The sequence below is a fragment of the Humibacter sp. RRB41 genome (assembly GCF_022761015.1).
In the GTDB taxonomy this organism is placed as follows: domain Bacteria; phylum Actinomycetota; class Actinomycetes; order Actinomycetales; family Microbacteriaceae; genus Humibacter.
Window position 1 is genome coordinate 16,123 of the sequence record NZ_JAKWJQ010000007.1, and the last position, 26,120, is coordinate 42,242.

Consider the following 26,120-nt stretch of genomic DNA (forward strand, 5'->3'; position numbering starts at 1 on the left):
GTGATTGCGCCCGGAGGCATCCGGCATCGATCGATCGGAACCGTCTCGGGGTGGATCGGAGGGCGTTCCGGCCGCCGCCGACAGAAAGTCTGCGGCGGCCAGAATGCCCTGCAGTGTGATCGCCGACATGGCGATCAGCGCCTGGACAGCGAGTCGACGCCCGCCTGCCAAGCCCGTTCCCGGGCGAGGCGTTCGCGCTCGACGGTGTTGAGTCGCACGGCGCGACTCCTGTCGACCTCTTCTCTGGAGGGAGCGCGGTGCTCGCGCCTGCTCCACAGGACGAGCGCCAGACCGACTCGCATGGCGAGCCTGTCCAGCGGACTCGGCGGGTGCGAGCTGCGGCCTTGCGTCTCGGCGGCACGCTCGACGGTGGTCGAGGTGCGCGTGTCGAGAGTCTGCGTATTCATGGTGATTCCTCTGTTCGATGCACCGGTGGGTGCGTGGTGGAGATGGAGATGGAGATGGAGACAAGCCTGCGAACGTCGAAGAGCGATGCGCGCAGATTTCTGCGACGGGCATGCTCTGCCGAGAGCAGAGCCGCGTTCAGGGCGGCAGGGTGCGATGCGGCGAAAGCGGCCGATCCGCGACGAGGCCGCGAGCGTGCCGAGCGGCGGTTCGGCTCCTGACAGATCAGGCGACGGAGGGGTGCGGACTCAGTCCTGAAGGACTCGGGCCCCGAGAGTCGGGCCCACGAATGTCCGCACGGAATCCGACATCGAAACGCCGATCCGTCAGAGCGCGGGGATGGCCGCTAGCAGGCCATTCCGGCCGACGCACGACGGGCGCCGAGGACCACGGCCCCACGGAACGCAAAGGAGTGAGGCTGAATGTGCGTGATGGTGTCCATCATGACGTTCCCCTTTCGCGTTCTACTTCTGTCGCACGGCGCTTCTTTCGCACAGTGCTTGGCTCAAGCGCGATAACACTCGCGCGAGCCGGTTGGTGTGGTCAGCCGAAAACTCGGCCTTGGTCACGGTAGTGCAGCGTGGGTGGTGGGCACAAGCATCCATGCGGATTCATTCGAATCAGTGCCGACGGGCGCCTTCCACCTTGACTCGGATGACATAGAACCGCGAGGTGGCGGTGATGTAGAGCAGGTTGCGCTGCGGTCCGCCGAACTCGAGGTTCGACGCTGTCTCTGGCAACCTCAGCAGACCGAGCAGGATACCGTCGGAATCGTAGACGTGGATGCCTTCCTCGGTCGCGGCCCACACTCGTCCGGCGGTGTCGACGCGCAGTCCGTCGAAGACGGTGTCAGCTGAGCAGAACTCGCGACCATCGCCCAGCCGGGCGCCTCGAACCTCGAAGACCGTGATGGTTCGAAGCTCGCTGTCGCTGACATAGAGCAGCGACTCGTCGGGGGAGAAGGCGAGGCCGTTCGGCTGGGTCAGGGTGTCGACGACGGGAGTGAAAGGGGCATCCGGGTGCCAGCGGTAGACGTTGCGGCTGCCGATCTCCTCCTCGGAGCGGTGGCCTTCGTAATCGCTGAGGATGCCGTAGCTCGGGTCGGTGAACCAGACCGAGCCATCGGAGCGGGCGACGACGTCATTCGGGCTGTTGAGCCGCCGCCCGTCGAACGCGTCGGCGAGCACTCGCGTCGAGCCGTCGTGCTCGGTGCGCACGACGCGGCGGTTGCCGTGCTCGCACGTGACGAAGCGGCCCTCGGCGTCGACGGTGCGGCCGTTGGTGAATCCGGCGGGGTGCGCCCAGACATCCACTCGGCCGCTCAACTCGTCGTACCGAAGCACGCGATCGTTGGGGATGTCGCTGAACAGCACGAAGCGCCCCTGCGGCGAGTAGGCGGGGCCCTCGAGCCAACGGCCGTCGTCGAACAGGATGCGCAGCTCGGCGTCACCGCCGATGCTCGCAAAACGTGAGTCCCTGCTTTCGAACACCGCGGGTATGCGCTCCGTCGCCATGGGTCTATTACATCGCAGCGCGTCGGCCCAGCTCCCTGAGCGAGCGGAGCGAGTCGAAGGGCGCGGCACACTTCCTGCCGAGGCGCGCCGCTGACCACGTTGTAACAGAGCGTCACAGCGGGCCCCACGGAACGGGACATCGCTAGCGTTTCGGCGTGACTTCGACGAAAACAGAACTCAATGACGACGTTCCTGCCAACGATCCAGACGGTGACGGCACCAAGCGCAAACGCAGAGCACTGCGCTGGCTGACATCGTTCGGGGTGCAGATCATCGCCGGCCTCGTCGCCGGAGTGATCGTCGGCCTCATCGCGCGGAGTCTCGGCGGAACGGCGCTCGAGCCGAACTGGCTCACGACGACCGTGACGACCATCGGCAACTCTTATGTGTCGCTGCTGACCGCAGCCGTCGTTCCCCTCGTCTTCACCGCGGTGGTCAGCTCGATCGCGAATCTGCGCCGCGTGTCCAATGCGGCACGGCTTGCGGTGCAGACGCTCATCTGGTTCGCGGTCACTGCTTTCGTGGCCGTGCTCATCGGCATCGCGCTCGGACTCATCGTGCAGCCTGGAGTACACACGGGGGTGTCGAAGGCCGCAGAGGCGACGCCGAGCCACGTCGGATCGTGGTGGGCGTTCCTCACAGGCCTCATCCCGTCGAACATCTTCGGTCTCGGTGCCCAGTCGCAGGCGATCGGCACCGGCGCATCCACGGCGATCACGACGACGGTGTCGTTCAATGTGCTGCAGGTGCTCGTGATCTCGGCCGCGATCGGCATCGCGGCCCTCCTCGTCGGCAAGAAGGCCGAGCCGTTCCTGAACCTCACGTCGTCGGTGCTGGCGATCATCCAGAAGGTGCTGTGGTGGATCATCCGGCTCGCCCCGCTCGGCACCCTCGCGCTCATCGCCAAGGCCGTTGCCACGTATGGCTGGGATGCCCTCGGCTCCCTCGGCGTCTTCGTGATCGCGATCTACATCGGCCTGGTGATCATCCTGTTCGTCGTGTACCCGATCATCGTCCGCACGAACGGGTTGTCGATCAAGCAGTACTACTCGGGAGCATGGCCGGCCATCCAGCTGGGCTTCGTCTCTCGTTCATCGATGGGCACCATGCCGTTGACGGAGCGCGTCACGGAGCGGAACCTCGGCGTGCCGCGCGAGTACGCCGCGTTCGCGGTGCCGCTCGGTGCCACGACGAAGATGGACGGATGCGCCGCCCTCTACCCGGCGTTGGCTTCGATCTTCGTTGCGCAGTTCTACGGCATCCACCTGACGTTGGGCCAGTACCTGCTGATCATCGTCGTCGCGGTCATCGGATCCGCGGCCACCGCCGGCACGACTGGTGCCACGGTGATGCTCACGCTCACGCTCTCGACACTGGGTCTGCCGCTCGCCGGTGTCGGTCTGCTGTTGGCGATCGACCCGATCATCGACATGGGCCGCACTGCGATCAACGTGGCAGGGCAGGCGCTGGTGCCGACGATCGTCGCCAAGCGGAACGGCATCCTCGACCTCGGCCTGTACAACGCCGCGCGGGGACGTGATCCCTTCAACGACGACGACGTCGACGACCGTGAGGCAGCCGACTCCGACGCAGCCGGCGGACGATTGGAGCCGGCGAGCGCCTGACGGTCCACGTCGCTCGAGTTCGTCACGGATCTCGCTGAGGGGGCGGACGCACCTACGATCGAGTACGTGCGCAGGTCGACGTCCCGGATGCTCCGCGCGGCCGCGCTGGTCGCGCTCGTCGGTCTGCTCGGCGGGTGTGCGGCATCCGCACCGGCGGCGCATCACACGGCTACCACTCGGCCGACTCCCACCGCCTCGCCGACGCCTGCGCCCGTCGATCCGCTTGCCGGCATGACGCTGCAGCAGAAGGTCGGCCAGCTGTTCATGGTGGGCACCCAGGCGACGGCTGCCGACCCGACCACGCTTGCCGCCGTCGGCAGCCTGCACGTCGGCAACGTGTTCCTCGCGGGACGATCGCACGCAGGAACGAACGCCACCGCCGCGATCGTCAAGCAGTTCACGGCGCTTGCCACGCCGGGCGCGACCGCCGGACTTCCGCTTCTCGTCGCCACCGATCAGGAGGGCGGCGAGGTGCAGGTGCTGCAGGGTCCTGGCTTCGATTCGATGCCGACCGCGCTGCAGCAGGGAGCGATGTCGCCGTCGGCGCTGCAGAGTGCGGCTGCCGGGTGGGGGAGCCAGCTGGCGGCATCCGGTGTGAACATGAACCTCGCGCCGGTGGTCGACCTGATCGCGTCGCCGCAGTTCGCGGCGAACAATCCGCCGATCGGCGGTTTCGATCGACAGTTCGGGTACGACCCGGCCACGATCACGAGCCACGCGGATGCCTTCCGCGCCGGCATGCAGACCGCCGGCGTCGTTCCCGTGGTCAAGCACTTCCCCGGCTTGGGTGCTGTCACAGAGAACACGGACACGGATTCGGGTGTGACCGACACCACGACGACGGCGACGAGCCCCAGCGTCGGCGTGTTCAAGAGCGAGATCGACAGCGGCGCTAAAGCCGTGATGATGTCGACGGCGATCTACACGCAACTCGACCCGAAGTCGCCCGCGGTGTTCTCGCCAACGATCGTGACCGGCCTGCTGCGCGGAACGCTCGGCTTCGACGGGGTCATCATGAGCGACGACCTCTCCGCCGCAGAGCAGACATCGGCGTGGTCGCCGGCCGATCGGGCGATCCTTGCGCTGCAGGCGGGCGTGGACATCGTGCTCATCTCGGCGTCGCCCGAGTTGGCGGCACCGATGGTGGCGGCGGTGGTCGCGAAGGCGCAGGCAGACCCCGCATTCGCGAAGGTGGTGGATGCCGCGGCCCGCCACGTCGTCGACCTCAAGCGGCAGCAACTGCGGTAGCGCCACGAACCGCAGCCACTTTGAGCATCCAGCGCAAGTGGCCGTGATTGCGCGAAGTGACAGCGGATGAGGTCGGCGTGAGGCGGGGAGCGGGAGGGGTCTACGCGGGCTGCTGCTGCGTGATGCAGTGGATGCCACCGCCGCGCGCGAAGATGGCGCGGGCATCCACGCCCACGATCTCGCGACCTTCATATGCCTCGGCGAGAATATTCAGCGCGACCTCGTCGTTCGGGTCGTCGAACGTGCACGCGATCACGGCTTCGTCCAGCACGAGATGGTTCACGTAGCTGTAGTCGACGAAGTCCTCGTCATCGCGCAGCACCTGCGGCGCCGGCAGCTCGATGATGTCCCACTCCTCGCCGTCGGGAGTGCGTGAGGCGCGCAGAGTCTTGAGGATCTCGGCCGTGATCTTGCGGTCGGGATGCGAGGCATCCTGCTGGCTGTGCACGAGCAGGCGGCCGGGCGACGGGATCGTCGCCACGATGTCCACGTGCCCGCGAGTGCCGAATCGCTTCGAGTCGCGGTACAGCCCACGGCGCAGCCAGATCGGATTCGTCGCACCCAGCGTGCGTGCGAGCTCGGACTCGATCTCCTCCTTGGTCCGGTCGGGGTTGCGACCGGGGTCGAGCTGCACGGTCTGGGTCAGCAGCACCGTGCCGAGCCCGTCGACGTGGATGCCGCCCCCTTCGTTCACGAGGCTGCTCGCGACGCGAGTCGCCCCTGTTCGTGCAGCCACGAGGGCTCCGATCACGGAGTCGTTGCCCCACCGCGCCCACTCCTGGCCGCCCCAGCCGTTGAACCGCCAGGTGACGGCCCCGAGCCGCCCGCTCTCGTCGCGCACGAACGTGGGACCGATGTCGCGCATCCACGCGTCGTCGAGCGGAGCAGTGACGATGTCGATCTCGGTGGAGAGGTAGCGGCGGGCGGCGCCGAGGTCGTGCGGATCGACCACCATGCTGACCGGCTCGAAGCGCAGGATGGCGTGCGCCACCTCGCTCCACGCCGTGCGCGCCTCGTCGATGTCGTCGGCCGACTCGCCCAGGTAGCCTCCGGCCGGAGGGAACGCCATCCAGATGCGTTCCTGGGGTTCGGTCTCGGCTGGCATGCGCCACGTGGCGTCGCTGATCGAGAACGTCTCCGTCACCTCGACGATGTCGACGACCTGGCCTGCGGCATCCACCGCGAAGACCTCGGTCTCGACGATTTCGAACTCCGTCACTTCGCCGCCGGAGTCGACCGCGAAGACCTCGGAGTCGCTGCTCGACTCGCTGGGCGCCTCGTCGAGAGAGGCCTCGGGAGTCTCGTCAGGAGTCTCGTCGGCGACGTCGTCGGGTTGTGTCTGCTCGTCAGGTGTCATGGTTTCCCCCGACATCCATCCTCACCCATGCAGAGGGTCGAACGCGTCGCCCGATTCGGGTGTACCCGGCGGCTACCCTGCGCTCGACTCGCGCACGATGAGTTCGGGCTTGATGCGGCGGGTCACCTGGGCGCCCGTGTCGCCGCCGATCCGCTGCAGCAGGAGCGCGACCGCGAGCTCTCCGACCAGCTGGGCGGGAAGTCGAACGGAGGTGAGCGATGGCCTGATCCATTCGGCGTACGAGTGATCGCCGTTCCCGACCACGCGCACGTCTCGCGGGGCGGACAGCCCCCGATCGGCGAGCGCCCGCATGACGCCGAGGGCGAAGTCGTCGTCACCGGTGGTCACGCCGTCGGGCTCCACGCCGCGATCGAGCACGTCGAGGAACGCTCGGTAGGCCTCTTGGGCGCGCCAGTTCGTGCGACCGGACTCGAAGCGCCTGGTCGGTACGAGCACGCGCTGGCCGCTGGCACCAGGATGTTCGGCGAGGGCGGCGTCGAATCCGCGTCGACGCTCCTCGATGGTGCTGATCTGCAGGTCCTCCTCGAGGAAGACCAGGGAGCGGCATCCCTGGTTCAGCAGGTGCCGCACGGCCGCGTATTCGCCCGCCTCGCTGTCGACGCCGACGAAGTCGGATTCCAGGTCGTCGAGTGCGCGACTCACGACGACCAGGGGTACACCGGCCGCGCGCACCCGCGTCCAAGGAGCATCCGCGCCCTGAACGGGGATCACGATCGCGCCGGCGACGTCGGCGTCGACGATGGTGCGCGCGATGTCGTCCTCCTCCTGCTCGCTCTCTTCGGTGGTGAAGAGGTCGAGAGAGTAGCCGGCAGCGCGGGTGCCCGTTTCGATCGCGGCGAGAAGCTCGGCGCTGAAGGTGTGCGTCGGCGAGGGGATCGTGAGGGCGATCACCCGCGAGGTGCGGGCGGTCGGGTCGAAGGATCGCCGGGTGACGTATCCGATCCGGGCGGCCTCCTCGCGCACGAGGTCCCTCGTTCGACCGCTCACACCGTCCTTTCCCGTGAGAGCACGGGACACGGTGTTGACCGACAGGCCGAGATTGTCGGCCAGTTCGGCGAGCGTGCTGCGACTTGCCACTCCACAGCCTTTCCCTGAACCGTCAGAGCGTCACTCTAACGCGTCGCCCGATTCCGGCTCCGCCGCCGCATGCCGACGCTCCGCCGACCTATTCCTTGAGTGCGAGGTAGACGCGCACGAGGGGCGCGGCCGTCGCACCATCGATCAACGCGACCAGCCGGAGCCAATGCCCGAAATCGTGCACGGATGTCGTCACGATGCCGCTCGCGCTGCACTGGATCGCGGGGCTCTCGTGATCGACCCACGTGAGGCCATCCGCCGAGATCTGCGTGCGCAGCACGACGGAACCCTCGGGAGCGGGCTCGAGGAATTCCACGAACCATCTGGCCTCGGAAGCCCACGCTGCCTCGAATGGTTCGGTCGCCAGCTCGGCGTCGAGCACCGCGCCGCGTTCCAGCACGGCGGTCTGTGTCTGTCGCATTGCATTCACCAATCTGCCGAGATCACGACGGAGTCGAGGTAGAGGAAGTTGCGCTGCCCGGAGAGGGTTCGCACGGAGAAGTAGAAGTTGAGCAGGTTCTCGAGCGAGCCGTAGCGCTCCTCGTAGGGAGGCACGGGCACGGAACTCCAGTCCATGATCCGATCGTTCAGCTGCAGCTCGACGTTCTGCCGCTTCTCGGTGTCGATCACCCAGCGCAGGTAGTGCCAGTTGACCTTGGTGGGCACCTCGTTCATGCAGAGTTCCTGCTCGTCGCCGAAGTCGCGCCAGTCATCCGGATTCGGTGCCGTGAAGTCGGTGGCGTACGGGTAGTCGACCTTGCCCTCGAAGTGCTCGCGCGGCGTCGGCTCGGGAACGATCGGATACCGCCACCGTCGCAGCATGTTCCCGTCTTCGTCGGCGTTCTGGTACCGCGCGACGGTGTGGTAGCGCAGCCCCCCGTCGCCGCACAGGTCGGTCGCGACAGTGAAGGCGCCGAACTGGGCCTCCGACGGATGCCTGTTGCCGTCCCACTCCATATCGCCGAACGCGTTGTCGGCCTCGTCTCCGACGGTGGCCTCGGCCTTGTAGGCGATGTAGGCCTCGATCTGCAGCAGACCCCTGCCGCTCATCGTGAGCCGACGGATGGCGGTGGCAGTGTGCCCAGGGTACGGACGCGTCGCGAGCTTGAGTGCGTAGGTGCCGGACATGGCTCCGTGTGTTCCGACGTCGAAGAAGTCGCACGTGGACAACTGCGGCGGCCGGAAGTCGCGGAAGTGGCGATCGAGCGAGTGGAAGTCGCCGCGGCCGTCGTAGTTTCCGCCGAGTTCCACCCAGCCGTGCAGCCCCGTGTTGAAGTCGTCGTGCGCCAGGATGCGCGGCAATGGGTTGAATTTCGAGAGCTGCGGGTCGCTCGAGAGGATCGCGGAACGCAGATCCCGACCGACCTCGGTCGTTGTGGTTGCCATGATCGTAACGTTAGTACTAACGTGAAAAAAGTACAAAAACGTGTACTTTGAGTCAGGCCTGTTTAGGATGACTCGCACCCGACATGGAAGGTTCGGCAATGGCGCGGACACGCAGGATCAAACTCCCCACCCTGGCATCCACCGTGGGAACAGCCCTCGAGTGGTACGACTTCTCGCTCTACGGAACGGCGGCGGCGCTCGTTCTCCCCGCAGTGTTCTTTCCGTCGGGCGACCCGACGCTGGCGCTGCTGTCATCGCTGGCCACGTTCGCGGTGGGCTTCTTCGCCCGGCCGATCGGCGGTGTGATCATCGGCATTCTCGGCGACCGCTTCGGCCGCAGGCAGATGCTCTTCGTCACGTTGCTGTTGATGGCCGCCTCGTCGGTCCTGATCGGAGTGCTGCCGACCTACGCACAGGTCGGCGTCCTCGCGCCGACGCTGCTCGTGGTGCTGAGGGTGCTGCAGGGGCTCGGTGCAGGAGGCGAATACGCGGGAGCGATGCTGCTCTCGGCCGAACATGCATCAGATCACAACCGCGGACTGAATGCGTCGATCCCCAGCGTCGGCAATGCCGTCGGCTCGGTGATCGCCACAGCGATCTTCTTCCTGTTCCAGGGCGTGCTGCCGCAGGCGGCGTTCCTCGCGTGGGGCTGGCGCATCCCGTTCCTGCTCAGCATCGTGCTGGCGGTCGCCGGCATCATCATCAGGCTGCGGGTGACCGACAGCCCGGAGTTCACGGCTGCCGTCGCATCCCGCGGTGTCGTGCGCTCACGGTTCGTCGACATGTTCAAGCTCAGCGGTCGGCGAGTTCCGCTGGCGATGCTGATGAGCATCGCGCCCAACGTGCTGAGCTACCTGCCCTCGGTCTACGCCCTCACCTACCTGTCGACAGTGGTCGGAGCGCCGGCATGGATCGGTCTGGTCGGCATCATCATCGCGAACCTGCTGAAGCTCGTCACGATTCCGACGGCGGGATGGCTGTCCGACCGTTTCGGCGGCAAGCCGATCATGATCATCGGCTCGGTGGCAGGCGCTGTGCTCTTCTACCCGTTCTTCTTCATGCTCAACACGGGAACCCCGGTCGTCATCTGGGCAGCGTTGGTGATCATCTTCACGCTGTGCTGCGACATGACACTCGCTTCGCAGGCATCCCTGCTGTCGAACCTGTTCCACGTGCGAGTGCGCTACACGGCAGTAACGTTCAGTCGTGAGATCACCGGCGCCATCGTCGGCGGAACGCTGCCGTTCGTCGCGGCGTGGCTCACGGCGGCCTCCGGCGGTGCGCCGTGGCTCGTCTGCGTGTATTGCGGCATCCTCTGCGTGATCTGCGCGATCGGAACGGCGTTCCTGCCCAGCGCACGAAAGGCCCCGGAGACCGACTCGGACATCGGGATCGCCGTGATCCCGGTCGCCAACGCGAACTGACACGAAGCGAACAGAGACGAAGGAGTACGAACATGGGCAATCTCGCCGCAGTGATGACCGGCCTGAACACGATAGCGGTTCAGGAGCGTCCCGAAGCGACGGCGGGGCCGGGTGAAGCCGTCGTCTCGGTGATCGCGGTCGGCGTCTGCGGCTCGGATGTCTCCTACTTCCGCAACGGCCGAATCGGGCCGTACGTGATCGACGGCGACATCATCCTCGGGCACGAAGCCGCCGGCGAGGTGGTCGCGATCGGCGAGGGCGTGACCAACGTCGCGGTCGGCGACCGGGTCGCGATCGAGCCGAGCGTGCCCGACTGGACCTGCGCCCAGTGTCGCGCGGGGCGGTATCACCTGTGCCCGAACCTTCGATTCCTCGCCACCCCGCCCGTCGACGGGGCCCTGATCCAGAGGCTGACGATCGACGCCCGCACCCTCTTCCCGATGCCCGACTCGATGACGTTCGAAGAAGGCGCGCTCGCCGAGCCGCTGTCCGTCGGCCTGTGGGGATGCCACCGCGCCGGCTTGCGCCCTGGCGACGACGTGCTCGTCACAGGGGCCGGGCCGGTCGGACTGCTCGCCGCCGAGTCGGCCAAGGCACTCGGCGCAGGCACGGTCACGGTGACGGATGTCTCGGAGCCACGACTCGCGCTCGCCGCCGCCCACGGATTCGCGACCGAGCTCAGCGGCACCGCCACCGACGAGCGCACCTTCGATGTGCTCCTGGAGTGCTCAGGCGCACCGGGTGTGCTTGCGGAGGGTCTCGAGCGGCTGGGACCTGCCGGCCGTGCAGCGGTCATCGGCATCTCGAAGACGAACGCGGACCTTCCGCTCCACACGCTGAACTGGAACGAGATCACCATCGCCACCGTGAGCAGGTACCAGAACACCTGGCCCCTCGCGATCGCGCTGATCTCGTCAGGGCGCGTGAACCTCAGCGGCGTGCACACGCACAGCTTCCCGTTGTCACGGACTGCGGATGCCCTGGCGGTGGGCACGACCGATCCGACCGCGGTGAAGGCGATCATCTATCCGCAGGACGTCGGATGACCTCGACCAGCCTCCTGACGCTGCCCGGCCAATTCTCCCCGCTACCGAGGATTCTCGTGGCGGACGACTTCGACCTCGGCATGAACGGCTGGATGGACCTGCGCCCCAACTTCGTCGACGAAGGGTTCGCGGCGCACTCGCGCGAGCTCGACTTCGAGAGCTGGGGCTCGGTCATGCTGAGCTCGGCGACGTTCCCGTTCTCGGGCACCCACGGATCGGCATCCGGCACGTATTCGCTGCGGCTGGCGACCAGATCGGAAGCAGCCGGAGCGACCGAGAGGCCGGCATCCGGATCGATGAGCCTGGCCATCAAGCGGCTGTCGCGGCCGCCAAGGGCGACGAGGCTCAAGGTCGAGGCGTTGATCGCGTACACGACGGAACAGGATCGGCCGGGACTCGGTGTGGATGCGATGCGGGCATTCGGACTGTTCGTCGACCTGCAGGACGGCGAGCACCGGTACATGCCGGGCGTGCGTTACGTCAACGCGGTGGACGGCGCTCGGGTGCGGCGCTGGCAGTACTACACCGCGACAGCCGCGAGCGCCTCCGAGTGGAACTACGGGCAGCCGGGCTGGCATCAGCCTGGCGTCGATCCGCAATGGTTCGGGGAACGGCACGCGGACGGGTCGACCGCGGCCACCGCCTGGTTCGAGGGGCGGCCGCAGCAGCTCATCTACAACGAGACGGACGACAAGATCAACTGGATGCCGCTGGCGATGGAGGTCGATCTGGTCGCCCGCACGTACACGAGCTTCAGCGCGGGCGATCAGGAGTACAGCTTCCCGCCGGAATCCCGACCGACGCTCGCGCCGACCTACGACAACATCGGCGGGCTCGTGAACCCGGTGTTCTTCGTCGAGACCGACGGCGACCGCCGAGTGAGCCTCTACCTCGACTCCGTTGTGGTGTCGTACGCGACGACCGACGACGATCGGGCGGAGGAATCGCGATGAAGCAGTTCTACACGGCAGTGACGGATCTGCGGCGCCGTGTGACAGGCGGCTTCACGACGTTTCCGTACGAAGCGGGCTGGGCGGACGAGGCCACGTACTTCGTCACGATCGAGGAATCGTCAGCGGGCGCACTCGGCGTGCAGCTTGCCGTCCAGATCTCGGCGGACGGCATCCGATGGCACGACGAGGGCACCACGATGACCGTGGCGCCCGATTCGGCGGAGTTCGTACGGCTCACTCACTTCGGTGGGTTCCTGAGGCTCGCCGGAAGTATGGAATCGGCCGACGGGGGGCCCGATGCCTCGGCGGTCGTGACCGTGAGGCTGGCGCTCAAGGGCTGACACGCATCAGCAACGCCGTCCACACCTCGGCGCGATCGGCGAAAGTGTCAAAGTCACGGGCGAGCAGTCGCTCCGTCGAACGGATGCGCGCATGCAGCGTGTGCCGATGCACGCCCAGTTCGCGGGCGGCCGCGTCGTAGACGCCGTTGCGTTCCAGCCAGGTGAGCAGCGAGTGGGCGAGCACCCCGTCGGCGTCGTGCGCGGCCAGTGGGTTCAGGAGTACGGCGGCGCGGGCGCGGGCATCCTCGTCATCGAAGGGCAGGAGCGTCGGCAGCGCGTGGGCGTCGGCCGGGACGGTCGTCACTGCTGCGCCGAGCGCGGCGTCGACCTGCGTGCGCGCGCGATCGAGCCCGGTGACGGATGCCTCGCTCAGCCCGGCCTCACTGCCGAGTTCCTCGGCGAGGCGACGGCTCTGCTCGAGACCGTTCAGCAGCGCTCGCCGCAGGGCGGTTCGCGCCGACTCCAGCGCGTGCCCCTGCTCGAGGGCGAGTCCCGCGAGCGCCACGACGCTGGTCACCACCTGCTGGGCGGCCTGATCCGGCTCGTCCGGGCCGCCGTGCGCGAGCACGCCGAGCAGACGATCACTCGCCCCGATGGTCTGCAGCGCGATCACGGCGTCGGCCTCTGCGACGGTTGCACCGGAGCGGCGGTGGGCTTTGAGCATCCGTGTCGCCTCTGCCGTCACGACATCGCGGCCGGATGCCTGCAGCGCGCGGGCAGGGAACACGCGGTCGATCGCGCCGCCGGCATCCACCAGCGCCACCCACCTGCCGAGCTGCCTGGACAGCTCGGCGAGCGTCGCGTCGAGTCCATCGGGGCGGAGCGCGGCGAGCGACACGGCACGTTGGGCGGCCAGCGCCCAGGTGTTGCGCGCATACGCCTGTTCGGCGACGAGGTCGGCCGCGTACCTGGCGACGGCGATGAACGGTGTGCGGTAGGGCACGTCGAGCAGGGGCATCCCGTGCCGCAGGCAGGCGTCGACGAGGTCGGTGGGGGTGTCCCGGATGACCTCGGTGCCGAAGCCGAGGGCGACGACGCCGCGGTCCACGAGCCGGCTCACGTAACCGTCGTAGTCGGAATCGATCGGTTCGAACTGCGTTCCGGTGGTCAGGAGCACCTGGCCCGGCGTGAGGAACGGGGTCGGGTCGGCGAGATCGGAGCTGTGCACCCACGAGACCGCGGCGTCGAGTGCGCCGGTCGGCAGGGCATCCGCAGGAGTGAGCAGATCGAGACCTAGTTCTCGACGGGTCAGGAGCAGGCGGACCGTCGGCGCTGGCATGAATCGAGTGTACAAGCTGTCCAGTCAGCGCGATTGGAATGTACACAGTGGCCAGCGCCTTCGCTCGCGGCGCGGCCTAGCCTGAGGCTGCAGTCATCCTGAGCCTGCACCTGTTCGAGCAAGGAAGCGAGACGTCCATGACCGTCACCGACACCACGAGTGCAGCCATCGTCGGAGGGCCGGGGCTCCCGCAGGAGCGCCGAGTGGTCACCGAGATTCCCGGACCGCAGTCGCGCAGGCTGCTCGAGCGCAAGGCGCAGGCCGTCGCAAAGGGCGTCGGGCACAGCATCCCCGTCGCAACGGTCGCCGCTGGTGGTGGTGTGCTCGTCGACGCCGACGGCAACTCGTTCATCGACCTAGGCAGCGGCATCGCCGTCACAGGTGTCGGCAACTCGGCTCCACGGGTCGTCGAGGCCGTGCAGCGCCAGGTGGCGCAGTTCACGCACACCTGCTTCACGATCTCGCCGTACGACTCGTATGTCGAGGTGGCAGAGGCGCTCAACCGGCTCACGCCCGGCGACTTCGAGAAGCGCAGCGCCCTCTTCAACTCGGGCGCCGAGGCTGTGGAGAACGCGATCAAGATCGCTCGTCACTACACGAAGAAGCAGGGCGTCGTCGTCTTCGACCACGCCTACCACGGCCGCACCAACCTCACGATGGCGCTCACAGCCAAGAGCATGCCCTACAAGAGCGGGTTCGGACCGTTCGCTCCCGAGGTCTACCGCGTGCCGATGTCGTACCCCTACCGGGACGGCCTGACCGGCGCGGAAGCTGCCGAGCGTGCCATCAGCCAGATCGAGGTGCAGGTGCGCGCGGACAACCTCGCCGCGATCCTGATCGAGCCCATCCAGGGCGAGGGTGGATTCGTCGTGCCGGCCGAGGGCTTCCTGCCGGCGCTGCAGAAGTGGGCGAACGACAACGGTGTGGTGTTCATCGCCGACGAGGTGCAGACCGGCTTCGCCCGCACCGGCACCATGTTCGCCAGCGAGCAGTTCGGTATCGTGCCCGACCTCGTCACCACCGCGAAGGGGATCGCGGGCGGCCTGCCGTTGTCGGCGGTCACCGGGCGGGCGGAGATCATGGACTCGTCCCACGCCGGCGGACTCGGCGGCACCTACGGCGGCAACCCGATCGCGTGCGCGGCCGCACTCGCCACGATCGAGACCTACGAGCAGGACGGTCTCGTCGAGCGGGCCGCTGAGATCGGCACGCTGCTGACCGGCCGCCTGAACGCGATGCGCGCGGGCGACCCCCGCATCGGAGACGTGCGCGGACGCGGGGCCATGATGGCCATGGAACTCGTCGACCCCGCCACCGGACGACCGGATGCCGCACTCACCTCCCGCGTGCTCGCCGCGGCGATCGCGCAGGGCGTCGTGCTGCTCACCTGCGGCACCTACGGCAACGTGATCCGCTTTCTGCCGCCGCTGGCGATCAGCGACGAACTGCTGAACGAAGGACTGGACATCGTATGGAAGGCGCTGACCGATGCTGAGTGAGACTGCACTGCTGGCAGACGTACCCGACGGGCTGTACATCGGCGGCGAGTGGAAGGCCGGGGAGCGGCCGAGCGAGCTGACGGTGTTCGATCCGGCGACCGGGCGCGCGCTGAAGACCATTGCGGATGCCGCGCCGGGGGACGGCATCCGTGCCCTCGATGCGGCCGTGGCGGCCGCCGATGCCTGGGCGGCCACCGCTCCCCGAGTGCGCGGGGAGATTCTGCGCCGCGCCTTCGACCTGCTGCAGCAGCGCGCAGACGACTTCGCTCTGCTGATGACGCTCGAGATGGGCAAGCCGCTCGCCGAGGCGCGAGGTGAGGTGACGTACGGCGGCGAGTTCTTGCGCTGGTTCAGCGAGGAGGCCGTGCGCATCTCCGGTCGCTACGGCGTGAGCCCCGAGGGCACCGGTCGCATGATCGTGTCGCAGCATCCTGTCGGGCCGTGCTATCTGATCACGCCGTGGAACTTTCCGCTCGCGATGGCCACGCGCAAGATCGCGCCGGCGCTTGCCGCGGGCTGCACCGTCGTCGTGAAGCCGGCAGAGCTGACGCCGCTCACGACGCTGTACTTCGCCAAACTGATGGCCGACGCCGGACTGCCGGCCGGCGTGCTCAATGTGATCACGACCACCACGTCGGGCGCCGTGTCGGAGCCGATCATCGCGGACTCGCGGCTGCGCAAGCTCTCGTTCACCGGCTCGACGCCGGTCGGACGCAGGTTGCTGCAGCAGGCATCCGAGAACGTGCTGCGCACGTCGATGGAACTCGGCGGCAACGCACCGTTCGTCGTCTTCGACGACGCCGACCTCGACAAGGCGGTCGACGGCGCGATGCTCGCGAAGTTCCGCAACATCGGCGAGGCCTGCACGGCGGCGAACCGGTTCATCGTGCACGAGTCGGTGGCGGAGGAGTTCGCGACGAAGGTGACCGAGCGGGTCCGCGCGTTCAAGATCGGACGCGGCACCGAGGACGGCGTCACGATCGGACCTTTGATCGACGGCAAGGCCGTTGCGAAGGCATCCGAGCTGGTGAACGATGCCGTCTCGCGCGGCGCGAAGCTGCGCGTCGGTGGATCTGCCGTGGCAGGCGACGGCACGTTCTTCGAGCCGACAGTGGTGACGGATGTCGTGTCGGGCAGCGAGATTCTGCGCGAGGAGATCTTCGGACCGGTGCTGGCGATCGTGCCGTTCACCGACGAGGACGACGCCGTGCGCCTCGCGAACGACACCGAGTACGGACTGGTGAGCTACGTCTTCACGAAGGACCTGGCTCGCGGACAGCGCATGATCGAGCGCTTGCAGACCGGAATGATGGGCCTCAACGTCGGCGTGGTGTCGAACGCCGCCGCACCGTTCGGCGGTGTGAAGCAGTCCGGCCTCGGCCGTGAGGGCGGTCTCGAGGGCATCCACGAGTACCTCTCGACGAAGTACACGCTGACGCCGAACCCGTTCGCCTGAGGTTCGCTCCTCCATCCGTCCCCCACCATCCGTCCCCCACCATCCGCGCCAGTTTGCGCAGACACGCGGGCCATCAGCGGCCGCGGATTCCGCAAACGACCGCGGAACAGGTTCGTCAACCACGAAAGAGACCACCATGAGCGCTATCGAGCGCGACGTCGTCGTGATCGGGGCCGGGGCATCCGGCCTGACCGCGGCGTACGAGCTGACGAAGGCCGGCCACAGCGCGGTCGTGCTCGAGGCGCGCGACCGCGTCGGCGGCCGCCTCTGGACCGACACGATCGACGGCGCCATGCTCGAGCTCGGCGGCCAGTGGGTGTCGCCCGAGCAGGATGCCCTCAAAGCCACGCTCGCCGAGCTCGGCCTCGAGCGCTACTCCCGTTACCGCGAGGGCGACAGTGTCTATGTCGACGTCGACGGCAGGGTGAGCCGGTTCCAGGGCGAGATCTTCCCTGTGCCGCCTGCGACCGAGAGGGTGATGGTCGAGCTCATCGAGAAGCTCGACGCGATGGTCGCCCACGTCGACCCGAACCGCCCGTGGGAGACGCCGGACGCCGAGGTGCTCGACCGCATCTCGTTCACCGCGTGGCTCGCGCAGCAGACGGACGACGTTGAAGCGCGCGACAACATCGCACTCTTCATCGCCGGCGCCATGCTGACGAAGCCGGCGTACTCGTTCTCGGCGTTGCAGGCGTTGCTGATGGCGGCATCCGCCGGCAGCTTCTCGCACCTGGTCGACGCGGACTTCATCCTCGACGAACGGGTCGTCGGCGGGCTGCAGCAGGTGCCGATCCGGCTCGCCGAGCGACTCGGCGAGGATGTACTGCTGAGCAATCCGGTGCGCACGCTGCGGTGGGGCGACGACGGTGTGACCGCGATCACGGATGCCGTCGAGGTGCACGCGAAGAAGGCGATCCTCGCCGTGCCCCCTCACCTGATCAGCCGGGTGAGCTTCGATCCGCCGTTGCCGCGCTTGCAGCACCAGATGCACCAGCACCTCTCGATGGGATTCGTGATCAAGGTGCACGCGGTCTACGAGCGCCCGTTCTGGCGGGATGCCGGCCTCTCCGGCACCGCCTTCAGCCCGTACCAACTCGTGCATGAGTCGTACGACAACACGAACCACGGCGACTCGCGCGGCACGCTGGTCGGCTTCGTCTCCGACACGAACGCCGACGATGTCTTCCGTCTTTCGGCCGAGGCGCGCAAGGCGCGCATTCTGGAGTCGATGGCGCACTACTACGGGCCGGAGACGTTGAACCCCGTCGTGTACTACGAGAGCGACTGGGGCACGGAGGAGTGGACCCGTGGCGCGTACGCGGCGAGCTTCGACCTGGGCGGACTGGCACGGTGGGGGGCAGACCTGCGCGAGCCCGTCGGGCCGATCTGGTTCTCGTCCAGCGACCTCGCTGGCGAGGGTTACCAGCACGTGGACGGCGCGATCCGCATGGGGCGCCGCACTGCTGAGGCGATCGCCGGGCTGCTGTAACCGCCCCATCTCCCTCCCGCCGGCCCGCTAGGGTCGACGCGTGGGGGAGAAGACACGCAAGCCGTGGTATCGGCGCGGGGGCGTCATCACGGGAGCTTCGATCGTCGTCGTTCTGGGACTCGGCACGCTCTTTTCGTTCGTGAGTCCGTGGCCGAGCTCGCTCGCGATTCGCACGATGTTCGAGCTGAACGCCCGCCAGACCGTGGTGGTGATGCAGAAGTACGTGCCGGACAGCGGGGTGAAGGAGCGCGCGAACATCGCCTACACTCCCGGTGGCTCCTCCGACACCACGTTCGATCTCTTCGCGCCGACCGGACCGGTGACGCCGCGCACCACGGTGGTGTGGATCCACGGCGGCGCCTGGATCTCGGGCGACAAGCGCAACGTCGATCCGTACGTGAAGATCATCGCGTCGCACGGCTACACGACCGTCGCGCTGAACTACACGGTGGCGCCGGAGGCGCAGTATCCGGTGGCGTTGAAGCAGCTGAACACGGCGCTCGGATACCTCGTGACGCACGCATCCGAGCTCGGCATCGATCCCGACAGCATCGTGCTCGCCGGCGATTCGGCCGGCGCGCAGTACGCGGCCCAGCTCGCGGCCATGGCGACGAATGCGTCGTATGCGCACGAGGTGGGCATCCGTCCCGCCCTGAACGCGGATCAGCTCAAGGCGACCGTGCTGAACTGCGGCATCTACAACGTTGCGCAGATTCCGTCCGCGCCCGGTATCGGCGGATGGGGCTTCCGCACCGCGTTGTGGGCGTACTTCGGCACGAAGGATTGGTCGAACACGGCCGGCGGCAAGGAGATGAGCACGATCGACCACGTGACGAAGGACTTTCCGGCCACCTGGATCTCCGGCGGCAACGACGACCCGCTCACGGCCGGTCAGTCGAAGCCGATGGCCGCCAAGCTGAACGACCTCGGCGTGCCCGTCACCCCCGTGTTCTACCCGAAGGATGAGACGCCGCCGCTGCATCACGAGTACCAGTTCCACCTGAACGATGCTGCGGCACGATCGGCGCTGAACTCGACGATCGCGTTCTTGGGAACGGTCAGCAAGTAGCCGGTGTCAGGCGGATGCCGTGGCGCGCGCCGTGAGCGCCTCGTTCACCGGCGCGAACGCCACTCTGTCGAATACCAGCTCGATGTCGGTGATGAGTCCGTCGTCGACGTGCACGTTCTCGACGCAGACGATTCCACCCGCAGGTGTGTCCGTCACGAAGTCGTAGACGACGCAGGCGTGCGAGCCGTTCGCGTAGACATCCCGGATGTCGTTGCGCACGAGTGCCGGCAGGAGCCGATTCAGAGCAGCGAGCCATTGAGCCTTATCGGATCGGCCCGCCCCGACACGAGCCTCGAGAGACGCGGCCAACAGGCCCTCTACGGTGTCGAGGTCGTGGGATCCGACCGCTTCGATATATGAGCGGGCGACGCCCGCAGGTGTTGTCGTGGTCATGTCTGCACTCTAAATACAAATGAACATGAGTACAAGGGTGACATTGTGGATGGTAGGGTTCGGGTGTGAGCGCGGATGTCGGGGGAGCAGCCATCGACCGCGGCCTGCGTGCGCTCGCCGACGGCAACCGGCGCGCGATCCTCGCCGAAGTGCGGGACCGGCCCTGCGCGGTCGGCGACATCGCCGGCACGCTCGCGCTCTCGCAACAGGTCGTCTCCCACCACCTGCGGGTGCTGCGCGACGCGGAGCTTGTGGAGGAGACCCGCGACGGCACGCGCCACCTCTTCGCGGTGCGAACGGACGGGCTGGCCGCGGTGCGCGAGTATCTCGACGGATTCTGGCCGGCACAACTCGCCCGGCTGAAGGCAGCGGTGGAGGGCGAGCCGGCGGGCGAGCGAAAGAGCGGGCATCCGGATGCCTGACTTCAGCACGTCCATCGACATCGACGCCGCGCCCGACGTGGTCTTCGACTACCTCGTCACGCCGCAGGGCGTGACGGCGTGGATGGGCGAGCACGCGGTGCTCGACGCCCGCCAGGGAGGGCGATTCGACGTGGACATCGCGGGCTCGCCGATCCGCGGGGAGTACCTCGAGGTGGAGCGCCCGCGTCGGGTGGTCGTGTCGTGGGGCGTGCTCGGCAGCGATGACCTGCCGCCAGGCGCATCCCGCGTGACGTTCGAGCTTCGCGAGATCGTGGGCGGAACTCGGGTCGAGCTGACGCACACCGGGCTTCCCGATGCCCGCCTCGCCGGACACCGTTACGGCTGGGCGCACTTTCTGCCGCGGCTTCGGGCGGCCGGGTCGGGGCATCCGCTCGGGCAGGACGACTGGCGTCCCTTGTCCCCCTCGACCAGCGATACGAGTCGTCAGGGGACCGGGATCGCGTAGACCTTGCGGATGTGGTCGGCGACGCGCCAGATCGTGCGGTCGCCGTTCGCGAAGTGGATGACGTCGCCGACTCCGACCTCGAGGCTCTGGCCGCTGTCGAGGAACTCGACGGTGGCGGATCCCGCGATCACCACAGACACCTCGTCGATCTCGGTATCGCTCATCGCGCCCGCCGTCATCTCCCAGACACCGATCTCCGTGCCGTTCAGGTCGGACAGCACGGCCTCACCGGTGGTCGGCGAGCCCTCGACGACCTGCGCGGGGTCGACCGGCGTGAAGACGAGCTCGGCATCCAGTGCGTTCATGTCTCCATCATCCTCGTGCGCTGCGAACCGAGGCGAACCGGGGTCAGGAGTCGAAGCCGAGGCCCACGGCATCCATCGTGCGCAGAAACAGATTGCGCTTGCCGTCGTGGTGGTCTGCCCGATCGAGCGCCCACCGCATCATGTTGACGCCGGCGGATGCCACGGGCTCCGGCGGGAACGGAATCGGCTTCGTGCGCACCATCTTCAGCTCGGTGCGCTCGGTGTGGATGCCTGACAGCAGGTCCAGCATCACCTCCGCACCGAAGTGCGTGGCTGCGACACCCAGCCCGGTGTACCCGGTCGCGTAGGCGATGCGCCCGTCCCGCGCCTTGCCGTAGAACGCGCAGAACCGGCTGCACGTGTCGATCGCGCCGGCCCACTTGTGGGTGAACTTCAGACCCTCGAGCTGCGGGAACGTCGTGAAGAAGTGCTCGGCGAGCCGGCGGTGCGTCGTTTCGCGCACCTCGTACTCGTCGCGCACACGGCCGCCGTAGTGGTAGACCGCGTCGTATCCGCCGAACAGGATGCGGTTGTCGGCACTCAGCCGGTAGTAGTGGAACTGGTTGGCGCTGTCGCCGAGCCCCTGCCTGCCCTGCCAGCCGATGGCATCCAGTTGGGCGTTCGTCAGCGGCTCGGTCATCAGCACGTAGTCGTAGACCGGAACCGTGTAGAGCCGGTTTCGCTTCAGCAGAGACGGGAACACATTCGTGCCGAGCGCCACCTTCTTGGCGCGCACCACCGCGGCCGACGGCCTCCCGGTGAGATCGCGGGCGGAGACGTGCACGTCGACACCCTCTGCCGCGCCCTCACCCCCGGCACGCACGCCGGACGTGACCAGCTCGGTGACGGGGGTGTTCTCGAAGAGCTGCACGCCGGCATCCGCGCACGCTCGCGCGAGAGCCCGTGCCAGCTTTGCAGGGTGCACGATGGCGCCGTCCTTCGTGTGCCACAGACCGGCCAGATAGGTCGGCGAGTGCACGGATGCCTGCATCGCCGCCTCGTCGAGGAACACGGCGTCGTCGCCCGCGCCCTCGCGCAGCCACTCGACCTGGTGCGGTTCGATGGCGAGATCGATGGATCCGTTGCGTTCCCAATCCGCGTCGAGCTTCAGGTCGCGGATCGTCGCCTCGATCGCATCGAGGTTCTCGCGGCCGAGGCGCGCAAGCTGGTCGTACTCGTCGGGGAACCGAGTGCGTCCGTTCTCCTCGCCGTGCGTAAGGCTCGATTCCGCGAAACCGCCGTTGCGGCCCGATGCCGCCCATCCGATCGTCTTCGCCTCCAGCAGCACGACCGTGGTGTCGGGGTTGCGGCGCTTGGCGAGCAGGGCCGTCCAGAGGCCGGAGTACCCGCCGCCGACCACGACGAGGTCGGCCGTGGTGCTCGAGGTGAGCGACGGGTAGGCGTCGCCGGGGGCATCCTCGAGCCAGAACACACCCCTGGCGGTGCCTGCCAGAGCGTGATCGACGGTGGCGGCGCTCGGGCGCTGGCGCTCGAACACTGTTGTGCCCATGGGATGCCTCACTCGGCTCGTTCTGCGCCGGCGACTCTCGCCGGCGCGGTTGCGTGGTGGCTGCGCGTGTCTCGACACCGCTGCCTGTGTCCATTGTCGCAATCGCCGTGATGCCCTGCTCGCTGGATTCAGTCGCGAATCGACGGAGTTCCGGCCGATCCGTCCGCCGTCGCGGCGCGACGGACCTGCGGTACCGTGCGATACGAGGAGTGGAGGGATGCCGTGCCAGTGGTCTCGCGCAGCAGTGACGGCATCCCGATCGTCGCCTACGCCCTGGCGGACCGGGAGGGCAGGATGCTCGCCACGCGAGACGCGCGCACCGTCTTCTACGCGGCATCCACCGTGAAACTCGGCGTGATGCTCGCCGCCGTACTGGCCGCCGAACGCGGCGAGCTGAGTCTCGACGACACGCTCGAGTGTCGACACGAGTTCGCCTTCGACCCCACGCTCGAACCCGGGAGCCGTGACGGTGAGACGTTCGTGCTCGACCCGGACGACCGCGACCCTGAATTCCCCGCCGACGGGGCGCGGGCATCCATCGCTGACCTGGTGACGATGATGATCCGGCGCTCGTCGAACGAGGCGACGAACGTGCTTTTCGACCGACTCGGCGCCTCCGCGATCGCCGGGGCGTTCCGGCTCTGCGGCGCGACGAGCACGCGCATGCAGCGGCGCATCGGCGACGCGCGAGCCGTGCGCGCAGGACTCACCAACGAGACGACCGCTGAGGATCTCGTGCGGGTCATGGCCGGCATCGTGGGCGGTCGGATGACGACGCAGCGGAGCGGGGACTGGATGCGCGAGGTGCTTGCCGGGCAGGAGCATCCGCGGATCGGTTCCGTCGTGCCGGCCGGAACGCCGTGGGGCTCCAAGTCGGGAGACGTGCCGGGCGTCGAGCACGACGTCGCCTTCGTCGGGGAGCCGCGCTCGCGGCGGTTGCTCGCCGTGTGCACCCGCGGGTTCGAACCGGAGCAAGGGCGCGAGGTCATCCGGGCGGTCGCGCAGGCGTTGCTGCGGTAGGCGCCGTCGGACATCCCTCGGACCGATTCGCGCACCGCCACGCCGTCGGGCATTGACGGCGGTCCTGTCGTGGTGGTAGCCCAGAGGGTGGTGTCCCCCGTTCGGGGCACCAGGATCGTGGCGGCCCCCGACAGGGCCGACCTCGCCCAACGAAGGGATGGCACAGTGGCCAGCGCACGTCGTGAACGAGTCGGCTCTCGCCGAGGGGATGCTCCACCGCACGCACCACGTCGGCGCTGGGTCGCGTGGGTGATTCCGCTTGCGATAGTCGGGATGTTCGCACTCGCGCAGCCTGCCGTCGCAGCGACGCCCACCGACACCTCGTCCGCGGCTGCGGCGACGGCATCCACTCCGAGCACGGCCGCCCTCGGCGACACGATCGCGAAGATCGCCCTCAGCCAGGTCGGCAACGGTGACAACCCGGTGGCGACGAGCTTCTCCGGCCTCAACTGCAATCCCTACACGACGATGGTCGCGGGCTTCTCCGCCAATTCCAACGGCTGCGGCTACGACTCGACGTTCAAGGTGCGCAACTCCAACGAGAACTGGTGCTCCGACTTCGCCAAGTGGGTGTGGCAGCAGGCCGGCGTGACGCAGGACATGAACACGATCAATGCAGCGGCATCCAGCTTCTATCAGTGGGCGCTCGATGACGGCCAGACCCCGCAGGCGGATGTCGGCACCCCGGCCGTCGGCGACGCCGTCGTGTTCTTCGGCTCCGGCGCCATCAGCGCCACCCGCTACGCCGACCACGTCGGCATCGTCTCTGCGGTGAACGCCGACGGCACGGTGGACATGGTCAATGGCGACTTCCTCGCCGCGACCAACGTTCACGTCGAGCACGACACGAACCTGAACCTCACGACCTTCGCGGCGAACACCTGGGGCGCCGGCGAGCAGTGGGTGCTCGTCTCCCCGCCGACCGCGGCCCAGAAGGCGATCCCGCACGCCACGATCTCCGGTGCGAGCACCGCGGTCACCGGAACCGAGGCATCCTTCCACGCCAGCGCGGCCGAGAAGGGCGGAAGCATCACCGCCTATTACTGGACCTTCGGCGACGGGCGCACGACCAACGCCACCGGAGCCGACGTGACGCACGTGTTCTCCACGCCCGGCGTGTACACGATCACAACGACGGCGACCTCGAACCTCGGCACCATCGTCACTCAGCGCAAGAACGTGACGGTACTGGCGGCATCCACCAGTGTTGCGGCCGTGCCCTCGACCGCCACCTGGTATTCCAGCTATCCGGTGTCGTACTACCGGTTCGTGCGCTCCTCGAGCGGTCTGGCAGCGGATGTCTGGAACGGCGCGAGCTGGCTGCAGGTCGCCGCGGCAGGAACCCCGGCATCCACCGGGGCGATCGCTGCGCTCGCGTATCCCGACGCCGCAGCCGACTCCGCAACGACCCCGCACGCGTTCTATCGTGCGGCCGACGGGACGCTGGCGGAGACGTACTTCGACGGAGCCGACTGGGTGAGTGCGACGCTGCCGGGCACCCCGGCGGCGGGCGGCGACGTGGTGGCCGCGGCGACGGCATCCGGACCGGCGGTCTTCTTCGTGGATGCGAGCGGCCGGCTCGCCGAGACCAGCCAGCAGTCCGGAACGTGGTCGACTCGCACGCTGTCCCACTCGTCGTTCCGCGCTGCACCCCTTACGCTCGCCGAGACCGCTGACGGTCCGAGCATCTTCGCGCTCGGCACGACGGGGCAGCTCACGGTGACGTCGCAGGCGGGCAAGGCGTGGCCGACGAAGACACTGCAGGTGACCACGGATGCGAAGAATGTCTCTCTCGCCGCCGTCACGACCCCGTCCGGTCAGGCCGCGGTCGTCGTGTCCGGTGCGCGGACGCCGGGACGTCACGGGACCGCCGGGCTCGTCGAGCTCACGCAGAAGTCCCGCGGCGCATGGAGTTCGTCGACGCTTCCCGGCAGTCCGGCCACTGGCAGCGCGGTGTCGGCCGCGAACTACCTGCAGCCTACGGCGGTCTCGGGAGTGCTCGGCACGTTCGCGCAGCCGCCGGGGTCGCTGAGCGCGTCGGGGCCGAAGCATCCGCTGGGCACAGCGATCGCCTATCTCGGAGCGAACGGAACCCCAGCCGTCACGTACAACGACGGCACGGGCTGGCATGCAGCCCCGCTGCCGGGGACGGCGACGGCCGTGACCGGCATCAGTGCCTTCCCGGTCGCGCATCAGCCGATCCAGGTCTATCTCGACACGGCGTCTGGTCCGGCGATGGACACCACCGGCGACACGGCTCCGCCGAGCGGGCCGTGGACGACGGCGTCGTTGCCGAGCACGCCGGCATCCTTCGCGGATCGCGTGCTGCTGTATTCGGCTGGACCGGATGACCAGAGCGCTGCCGATGCGGCAGCGGACGCCGCTGGACTCCCGCAGAGCCAGGTCACCACGTCGTTCGCCGTGGCGTGGGCGGCGACCCTGTCGGGTCAGCAGCTGGTGATCACGGTCGGACAGGCGGCGACGAACGCACTCGAGTACAACACGTGCGGGTGGGCGAATCCGTCGGCAGTCGACCCGGGCAGCACGCCGTTCGACTACGTGACCGCACCGCGCACGACGCTGCCCGGCGCGACGCTCTACGCCAACGGTGCTGCGGCGACCGCGTCGCAGAACCAAGAGCGGGCCACCGACCTCGCGTACTACGCGGTGCACGGCGCGCTCCCTTCGGGCGAGACCACGGCACCGGCCGCAGCGCGCTCGGCGCGCACCTGCCTGGGCGCGGCGAACTGAGGCCGCCCCCGCTGGTCGAGTAGCGCGCCGCGCAGCGGCTCGCGTATCGAGACCCTCGCATCGG

24 protein-coding genes are annotated in these 26,120 nt (G+C 68.0%); 14 read left to right on the forward strand and 10 right to left on the reverse strand.

Translation table 11 applies throughout. From position 1 onward, the window contains the following. Nucleotides 1-134: 134 nt before the first annotated feature. Both MJ603_RS16145 and MJ603_RS16150 read right to left on the reverse strand, forming a co-directional pair. Nucleotides 135-407, reverse strand: coding sequence for a hypothetical protein (locus tag MJ603_RS16145; RefSeq protein WP_243064780.1), 273 nt, complete (start codon nt 405-407; stop codon nt 135-137). Between the two features lie 618 nt (nt 408-1,025). Continuing rightward, nucleotides 1,026-1,919 carry an SMP-30/gluconolactonase/LRE family protein gene (locus MJ603_RS16150; RefSeq protein ID WP_243064781.1) on the reverse strand — a complete coding sequence of 298 codons (894 nt, stop codon included), beginning with the start codon at nt 1,917-1,919 and terminating at the stop codon, nt 1,026-1,028. A 239-nt stretch (nt 1,920-2,158) separates the two neighbouring features. Here MJ603_RS16150 and MJ603_RS16155 point away from each other — a divergent pair, with 239 nt between their 5' ends. Next, nucleotides 2,159-3,544, forward strand: a complete 1,386-nt coding sequence (locus MJ603_RS16155) for a dicarboxylate/amino acid:cation symporter (protein ID WP_243064911.1) — start codon at nt 2,159-2,161, stop codon at nt 3,542-3,544. A gap of 66 nt (nt 3,545-3,610) precedes the next feature. Beyond that, nucleotides 3,611-4,792: a glycoside hydrolase family 3 N-terminal domain-containing protein gene (locus tag MJ603_RS16160; RefSeq protein ID WP_243064782.1), complete on the forward strand. Its 1,182-nt coding sequence runs from the start codon at nt 3,611-3,613 to the stop codon at nt 4,790-4,792. Nucleotides 4,793-4,892: 100 nt separating this feature from the next. On the opposite strand, the gene MJ603_RS16165 is transcribed toward MJ603_RS16160, so the two are convergent. From MJ603_RS16165 to MJ603_RS16180, 4 genes are all read right to left on the reverse strand, one after another. Beyond that, entirely contained in the window at nt 4,893-5,897 is a 1,005-nt protein-coding gene (locus tag MJ603_RS16165) for an agmatine deiminase family protein (protein WP_243064912.1), read from the reverse strand. Between the two features lie 324 nt (nt 5,898-6,221). Then, nucleotides 6,222-7,247 carry a LacI family DNA-binding transcriptional regulator gene (locus MJ603_RS16170; RefSeq protein ID WP_243064783.1) on the reverse strand — a complete coding sequence of 342 codons (1,026 nt, stop codon included), beginning with the start codon at nt 7,245-7,247 and terminating at the stop codon, nt 6,222-6,224. An 88-nt stretch (nt 7,248-7,335) separates the two neighbouring features. After that, nucleotides 7,336-7,668, reverse strand: a complete 333-nt coding sequence (locus tag MJ603_RS16175; RefSeq protein WP_243064784.1) for a hypothetical protein — start codon at nt 7,666-7,668, stop codon at nt 7,336-7,338. Between the two features lie 5 nt (nt 7,669-7,673). Beyond that, on the reverse strand, nt 7,674-8,633 hold the full coding sequence (locus MJ603_RS16180; RefSeq protein ID WP_243064785.1) for a DUF6772 family protein: 960 nt from the start codon (nt 8,631-8,633) through the stop codon (nt 7,674-7,676). Nucleotides 8,634-8,731: 98 nt separating this feature from the next. Between MJ603_RS16180 and MJ603_RS16185 the strand changes: the two genes are divergently transcribed. From MJ603_RS16185 to MJ603_RS16200, 4 genes are read left to right on the forward strand one after another with little or no spacing between them, the layout of a single operon-like run. Further along, complete coding sequence (locus MJ603_RS16185; protein ID WP_243064786.1) at nt 8,732-10,057, forward strand: MFS transporter; 1,326 nt, start codon at nt 8,732-8,734, stop codon at nt 10,055-10,057. 32 nt (nt 10,058-10,089) lie between these two features. Beyond that, nucleotides 10,090-11,103: an NAD(P)-dependent alcohol dehydrogenase gene (locus MJ603_RS16190; RefSeq protein WP_243064787.1), complete on the forward strand. Its 1,014-nt coding sequence runs from the start codon at nt 10,090-10,092 to the stop codon at nt 11,101-11,103. After that, on the forward strand, nt 11,100-12,056 hold the full coding sequence (locus MJ603_RS16195; protein ID WP_243064788.1) for a DUF6772 family protein: 957 nt from the start codon (nt 11,100-11,102) through the stop codon (nt 12,054-12,056). Before MJ603_RS16190 ends, MJ603_RS16195 begins: the two co-directional genes overlap by 4 nt. Continuing rightward, nucleotides 12,053-12,397: a DUF6385 domain-containing protein gene (locus tag MJ603_RS16200; protein ID WP_243064789.1), complete on the forward strand. Its 345-nt coding sequence runs from the start codon at nt 12,053-12,055 to the stop codon at nt 12,395-12,397. Before MJ603_RS16195 ends, MJ603_RS16200 begins: the two co-directional genes overlap by 4 nt. Here the strand turns inward: MJ603_RS16200 and MJ603_RS16205 are convergent. Continuing rightward, nucleotides 12,387-13,676, reverse strand: coding sequence for a PucR family transcriptional regulator ligand-binding domain-containing protein (locus MJ603_RS16205; RefSeq protein ID WP_243064790.1), 1,290 nt, complete (start codon nt 13,674-13,676; stop codon nt 12,387-12,389). The genes MJ603_RS16200 and MJ603_RS16205 overlap by 11 nt on opposite strands. A gap of 137 nt (nt 13,677-13,813) precedes the next feature. Here MJ603_RS16205 and gabT point away from each other — a divergent pair, with 137 nt between their 5' ends. From gabT to MJ603_RS16225, 4 genes are all read left to right on the forward strand, one after another. Continuing rightward, nucleotides 13,814-15,175, forward strand: coding sequence for a 4-aminobutyrate--2-oxoglutarate transaminase (gabT, locus tag MJ603_RS16210; RefSeq protein ID WP_243064791.1), 1,362 nt, complete (start codon nt 13,814-13,816; stop codon nt 15,173-15,175). Beyond that, nucleotides 15,165-16,631, forward strand: coding sequence for an NAD-dependent succinate-semialdehyde dehydrogenase (locus MJ603_RS16215; RefSeq protein ID WP_243064792.1), 1,467 nt, complete (start codon nt 15,165-15,167; stop codon nt 16,629-16,631). The genes gabT and MJ603_RS16215 overlap by 11 nt, the downstream gene beginning before the upstream one ends. A gap of 136 nt (nt 16,632-16,767) precedes the next feature. Further along, complete coding sequence (locus MJ603_RS16220; RefSeq protein ID WP_243064793.1) at nt 16,768-18,120, forward strand: NAD(P)/FAD-dependent oxidoreductase; 1,353 nt, start codon at nt 16,768-16,770, stop codon at nt 18,118-18,120. 40 nt (nt 18,121-18,160) lie between these two features. After that, nucleotides 18,161-19,189, forward strand: coding sequence for an alpha/beta hydrolase (locus MJ603_RS16225; protein ID WP_243064794.1), 1,029 nt, complete (start codon nt 18,161-18,163; stop codon nt 19,187-19,189). A 6-nt stretch (nt 19,190-19,195) separates the two neighbouring features. Here MJ603_RS16225 and MJ603_RS16230 read toward each other — a convergent pair whose 3' ends face one another. Further along, on the reverse strand, nt 19,196-19,582 hold the full coding sequence (locus MJ603_RS16230) for a nuclear transport factor 2 family protein (protein WP_243064795.1): 387 nt from the start codon (nt 19,580-19,582) through the stop codon (nt 19,196-19,198). Nucleotides 19,583-19,647: 65 nt separating this feature from the next. Here MJ603_RS16230 and MJ603_RS16235 point away from each other — a divergent pair, with 65 nt between their 5' ends. Then, a complete protein-coding gene (locus MJ603_RS16235; protein ID WP_243064796.1) occupies nt 19,648-20,004 on the forward strand; it encodes a helix-turn-helix transcriptional regulator in 357 nt (118 codons plus the stop codon). Beyond that, on the forward strand, nt 19,997-20,470 hold the full coding sequence (locus tag MJ603_RS16240; RefSeq protein WP_243064797.1) for an SRPBCC domain-containing protein: 474 nt from the start codon (nt 19,997-19,999) through the stop codon (nt 20,468-20,470). Before MJ603_RS16235 ends, MJ603_RS16240 begins: the two co-directional genes overlap by 8 nt. Here the strand turns inward: MJ603_RS16240 and MJ603_RS16245 are convergent. After that, nucleotides 20,449-20,775, reverse strand: coding sequence for a cupin domain-containing protein (locus MJ603_RS16245; protein WP_243064798.1), 327 nt, complete (start codon nt 20,773-20,775; stop codon nt 20,449-20,451). The genes MJ603_RS16240 and MJ603_RS16245 overlap by 22 nt on opposite strands. A 43-nt stretch (nt 20,776-20,818) precedes the next feature. Further along, entirely contained in the window at nt 20,819-22,285 is a 1,467-nt protein-coding gene (locus MJ603_RS16250; RefSeq protein WP_243064799.1) for an FAD-binding oxidoreductase, read from the reverse strand. A 222-nt stretch (nt 22,286-22,507) separates the two neighbouring features. Here MJ603_RS16250 and MJ603_RS16255 point away from each other — a divergent pair, with 222 nt between their 5' ends. Together MJ603_RS16255 and MJ603_RS16260 are read left to right on the forward strand one after the other, a co-directional pair. Continuing rightward, entirely contained in the window at nt 22,508-23,305 is a 798-nt protein-coding gene (locus MJ603_RS16255; RefSeq protein ID WP_308220612.1) for a serine hydrolase, read from the forward strand. A 273-nt stretch (nt 23,306-23,578) separates the two neighbouring features. Continuing rightward, nucleotides 23,579-26,056, forward strand: coding sequence for a PKD domain-containing protein (locus tag MJ603_RS16260; RefSeq protein ID WP_243064801.1), 2,478 nt, complete (start codon nt 23,579-23,581; stop codon nt 26,054-26,056). Nucleotides 26,057-26,120 lie beyond the last annotated feature (64 nt).

Coding starts and splice junctions, on each gene's coding strand:
- MJ603_RS16250 (WP_243064799.1), bottom strand. CDS start 22,285: ATGGGCACAACAGTGTTCGAGCGCCAGCGCCCGAGCGCCGCCACCGTC.
- MJ603_RS16220 (WP_243064793.1), top strand. CDS start 16,768: ATGAGCGCTATCGAGCGCGACGTCGTCGTGATCGGGGCCGGGGCATCC.
- MJ603_RS16165 (WP_243064912.1), bottom strand. CDS start 5,897: ATGCCAGCCGAGACCGAACCCCAGGAACGCATCTGGATGGCGTTCCCT.
- MJ603_RS16245 (WP_243064798.1), bottom strand. CDS start 20,775: ATGAACGCACTGGATGCCGAGCTCGTCTTCACGCCGGTCGACCCCGCG.
- gabT (WP_243064791.1), top strand. CDS start 13,814: ATGACCGTCACCGACACCACGAGTGCAGCCATCGTCGGAGGGCCGGGG.
- MJ603_RS16185 (WP_243064786.1), top strand. CDS start 8,732: ATGGCGCGGACACGCAGGATCAAACTCCCCACCCTGGCATCCACCGTG.
- MJ603_RS16230 (WP_243064795.1), bottom strand. CDS start 19,582: ATGACCACGACAACACCTGCGGGCGTCGCCCGCTCATATATCGAAGCG.
- MJ603_RS16240 (WP_243064797.1), top strand. CDS start 19,997: ATGCCTGACTTCAGCACGTCCATCGACATCGACGCCGCGCCCGACGTG.
- MJ603_RS16175 (WP_243064784.1), bottom strand. CDS start 7,668: ATGCGACAGACACAGACCGCCGTGCTGGAACGCGGCGCGGTGCTCGAC.
- MJ603_RS16200 (WP_243064789.1), top strand. CDS start 12,053: ATGAAGCAGTTCTACACGGCAGTGACGGATCTGCGGCGCCGTGTGACA.
- MJ603_RS16145 (WP_243064780.1), bottom strand. CDS start 407: ATGAATACGCAGACTCTCGACACGCGCACCTCGACCACCGTCGAGCGT.
- MJ603_RS16180 (WP_243064785.1), bottom strand. CDS start 8,633: ATGGCAACCACAACGACCGAGGTCGGTCGGGATCTGCGTTCCGCGATC.
- MJ603_RS16215 (WP_243064792.1), top strand. CDS start 15,165: ATGCTGAGTGAGACTGCACTGCTGGCAGACGTACCCGACGGGCTGTAC.
- MJ603_RS16195 (WP_243064788.1), top strand. CDS start 11,100: ATGACCTCGACCAGCCTCCTGACGCTGCCCGGCCAATTCTCCCCGCTA.
- MJ603_RS16260 (WP_243064801.1), top strand. CDS start 23,579: ATGTTCGCACTCGCGCAGCCTGCCGTCGCAGCGACGCCCACCGACACC.
- MJ603_RS16205 (WP_243064790.1), bottom strand. CDS start 13,676: ATGCCAGCGCCGACGGTCCGCCTGCTCCTGACCCGTCGAGAACTAGGT.
- MJ603_RS16150 (WP_243064781.1), bottom strand. CDS start 1,919: ATGGCGACGGAGCGCATACCCGCGGTGTTCGAAAGCAGGGACTCACGT.
- MJ603_RS16190 (WP_243064787.1), top strand. CDS start 10,090: ATGGGCAATCTCGCCGCAGTGATGACCGGCCTGAACACGATAGCGGTT.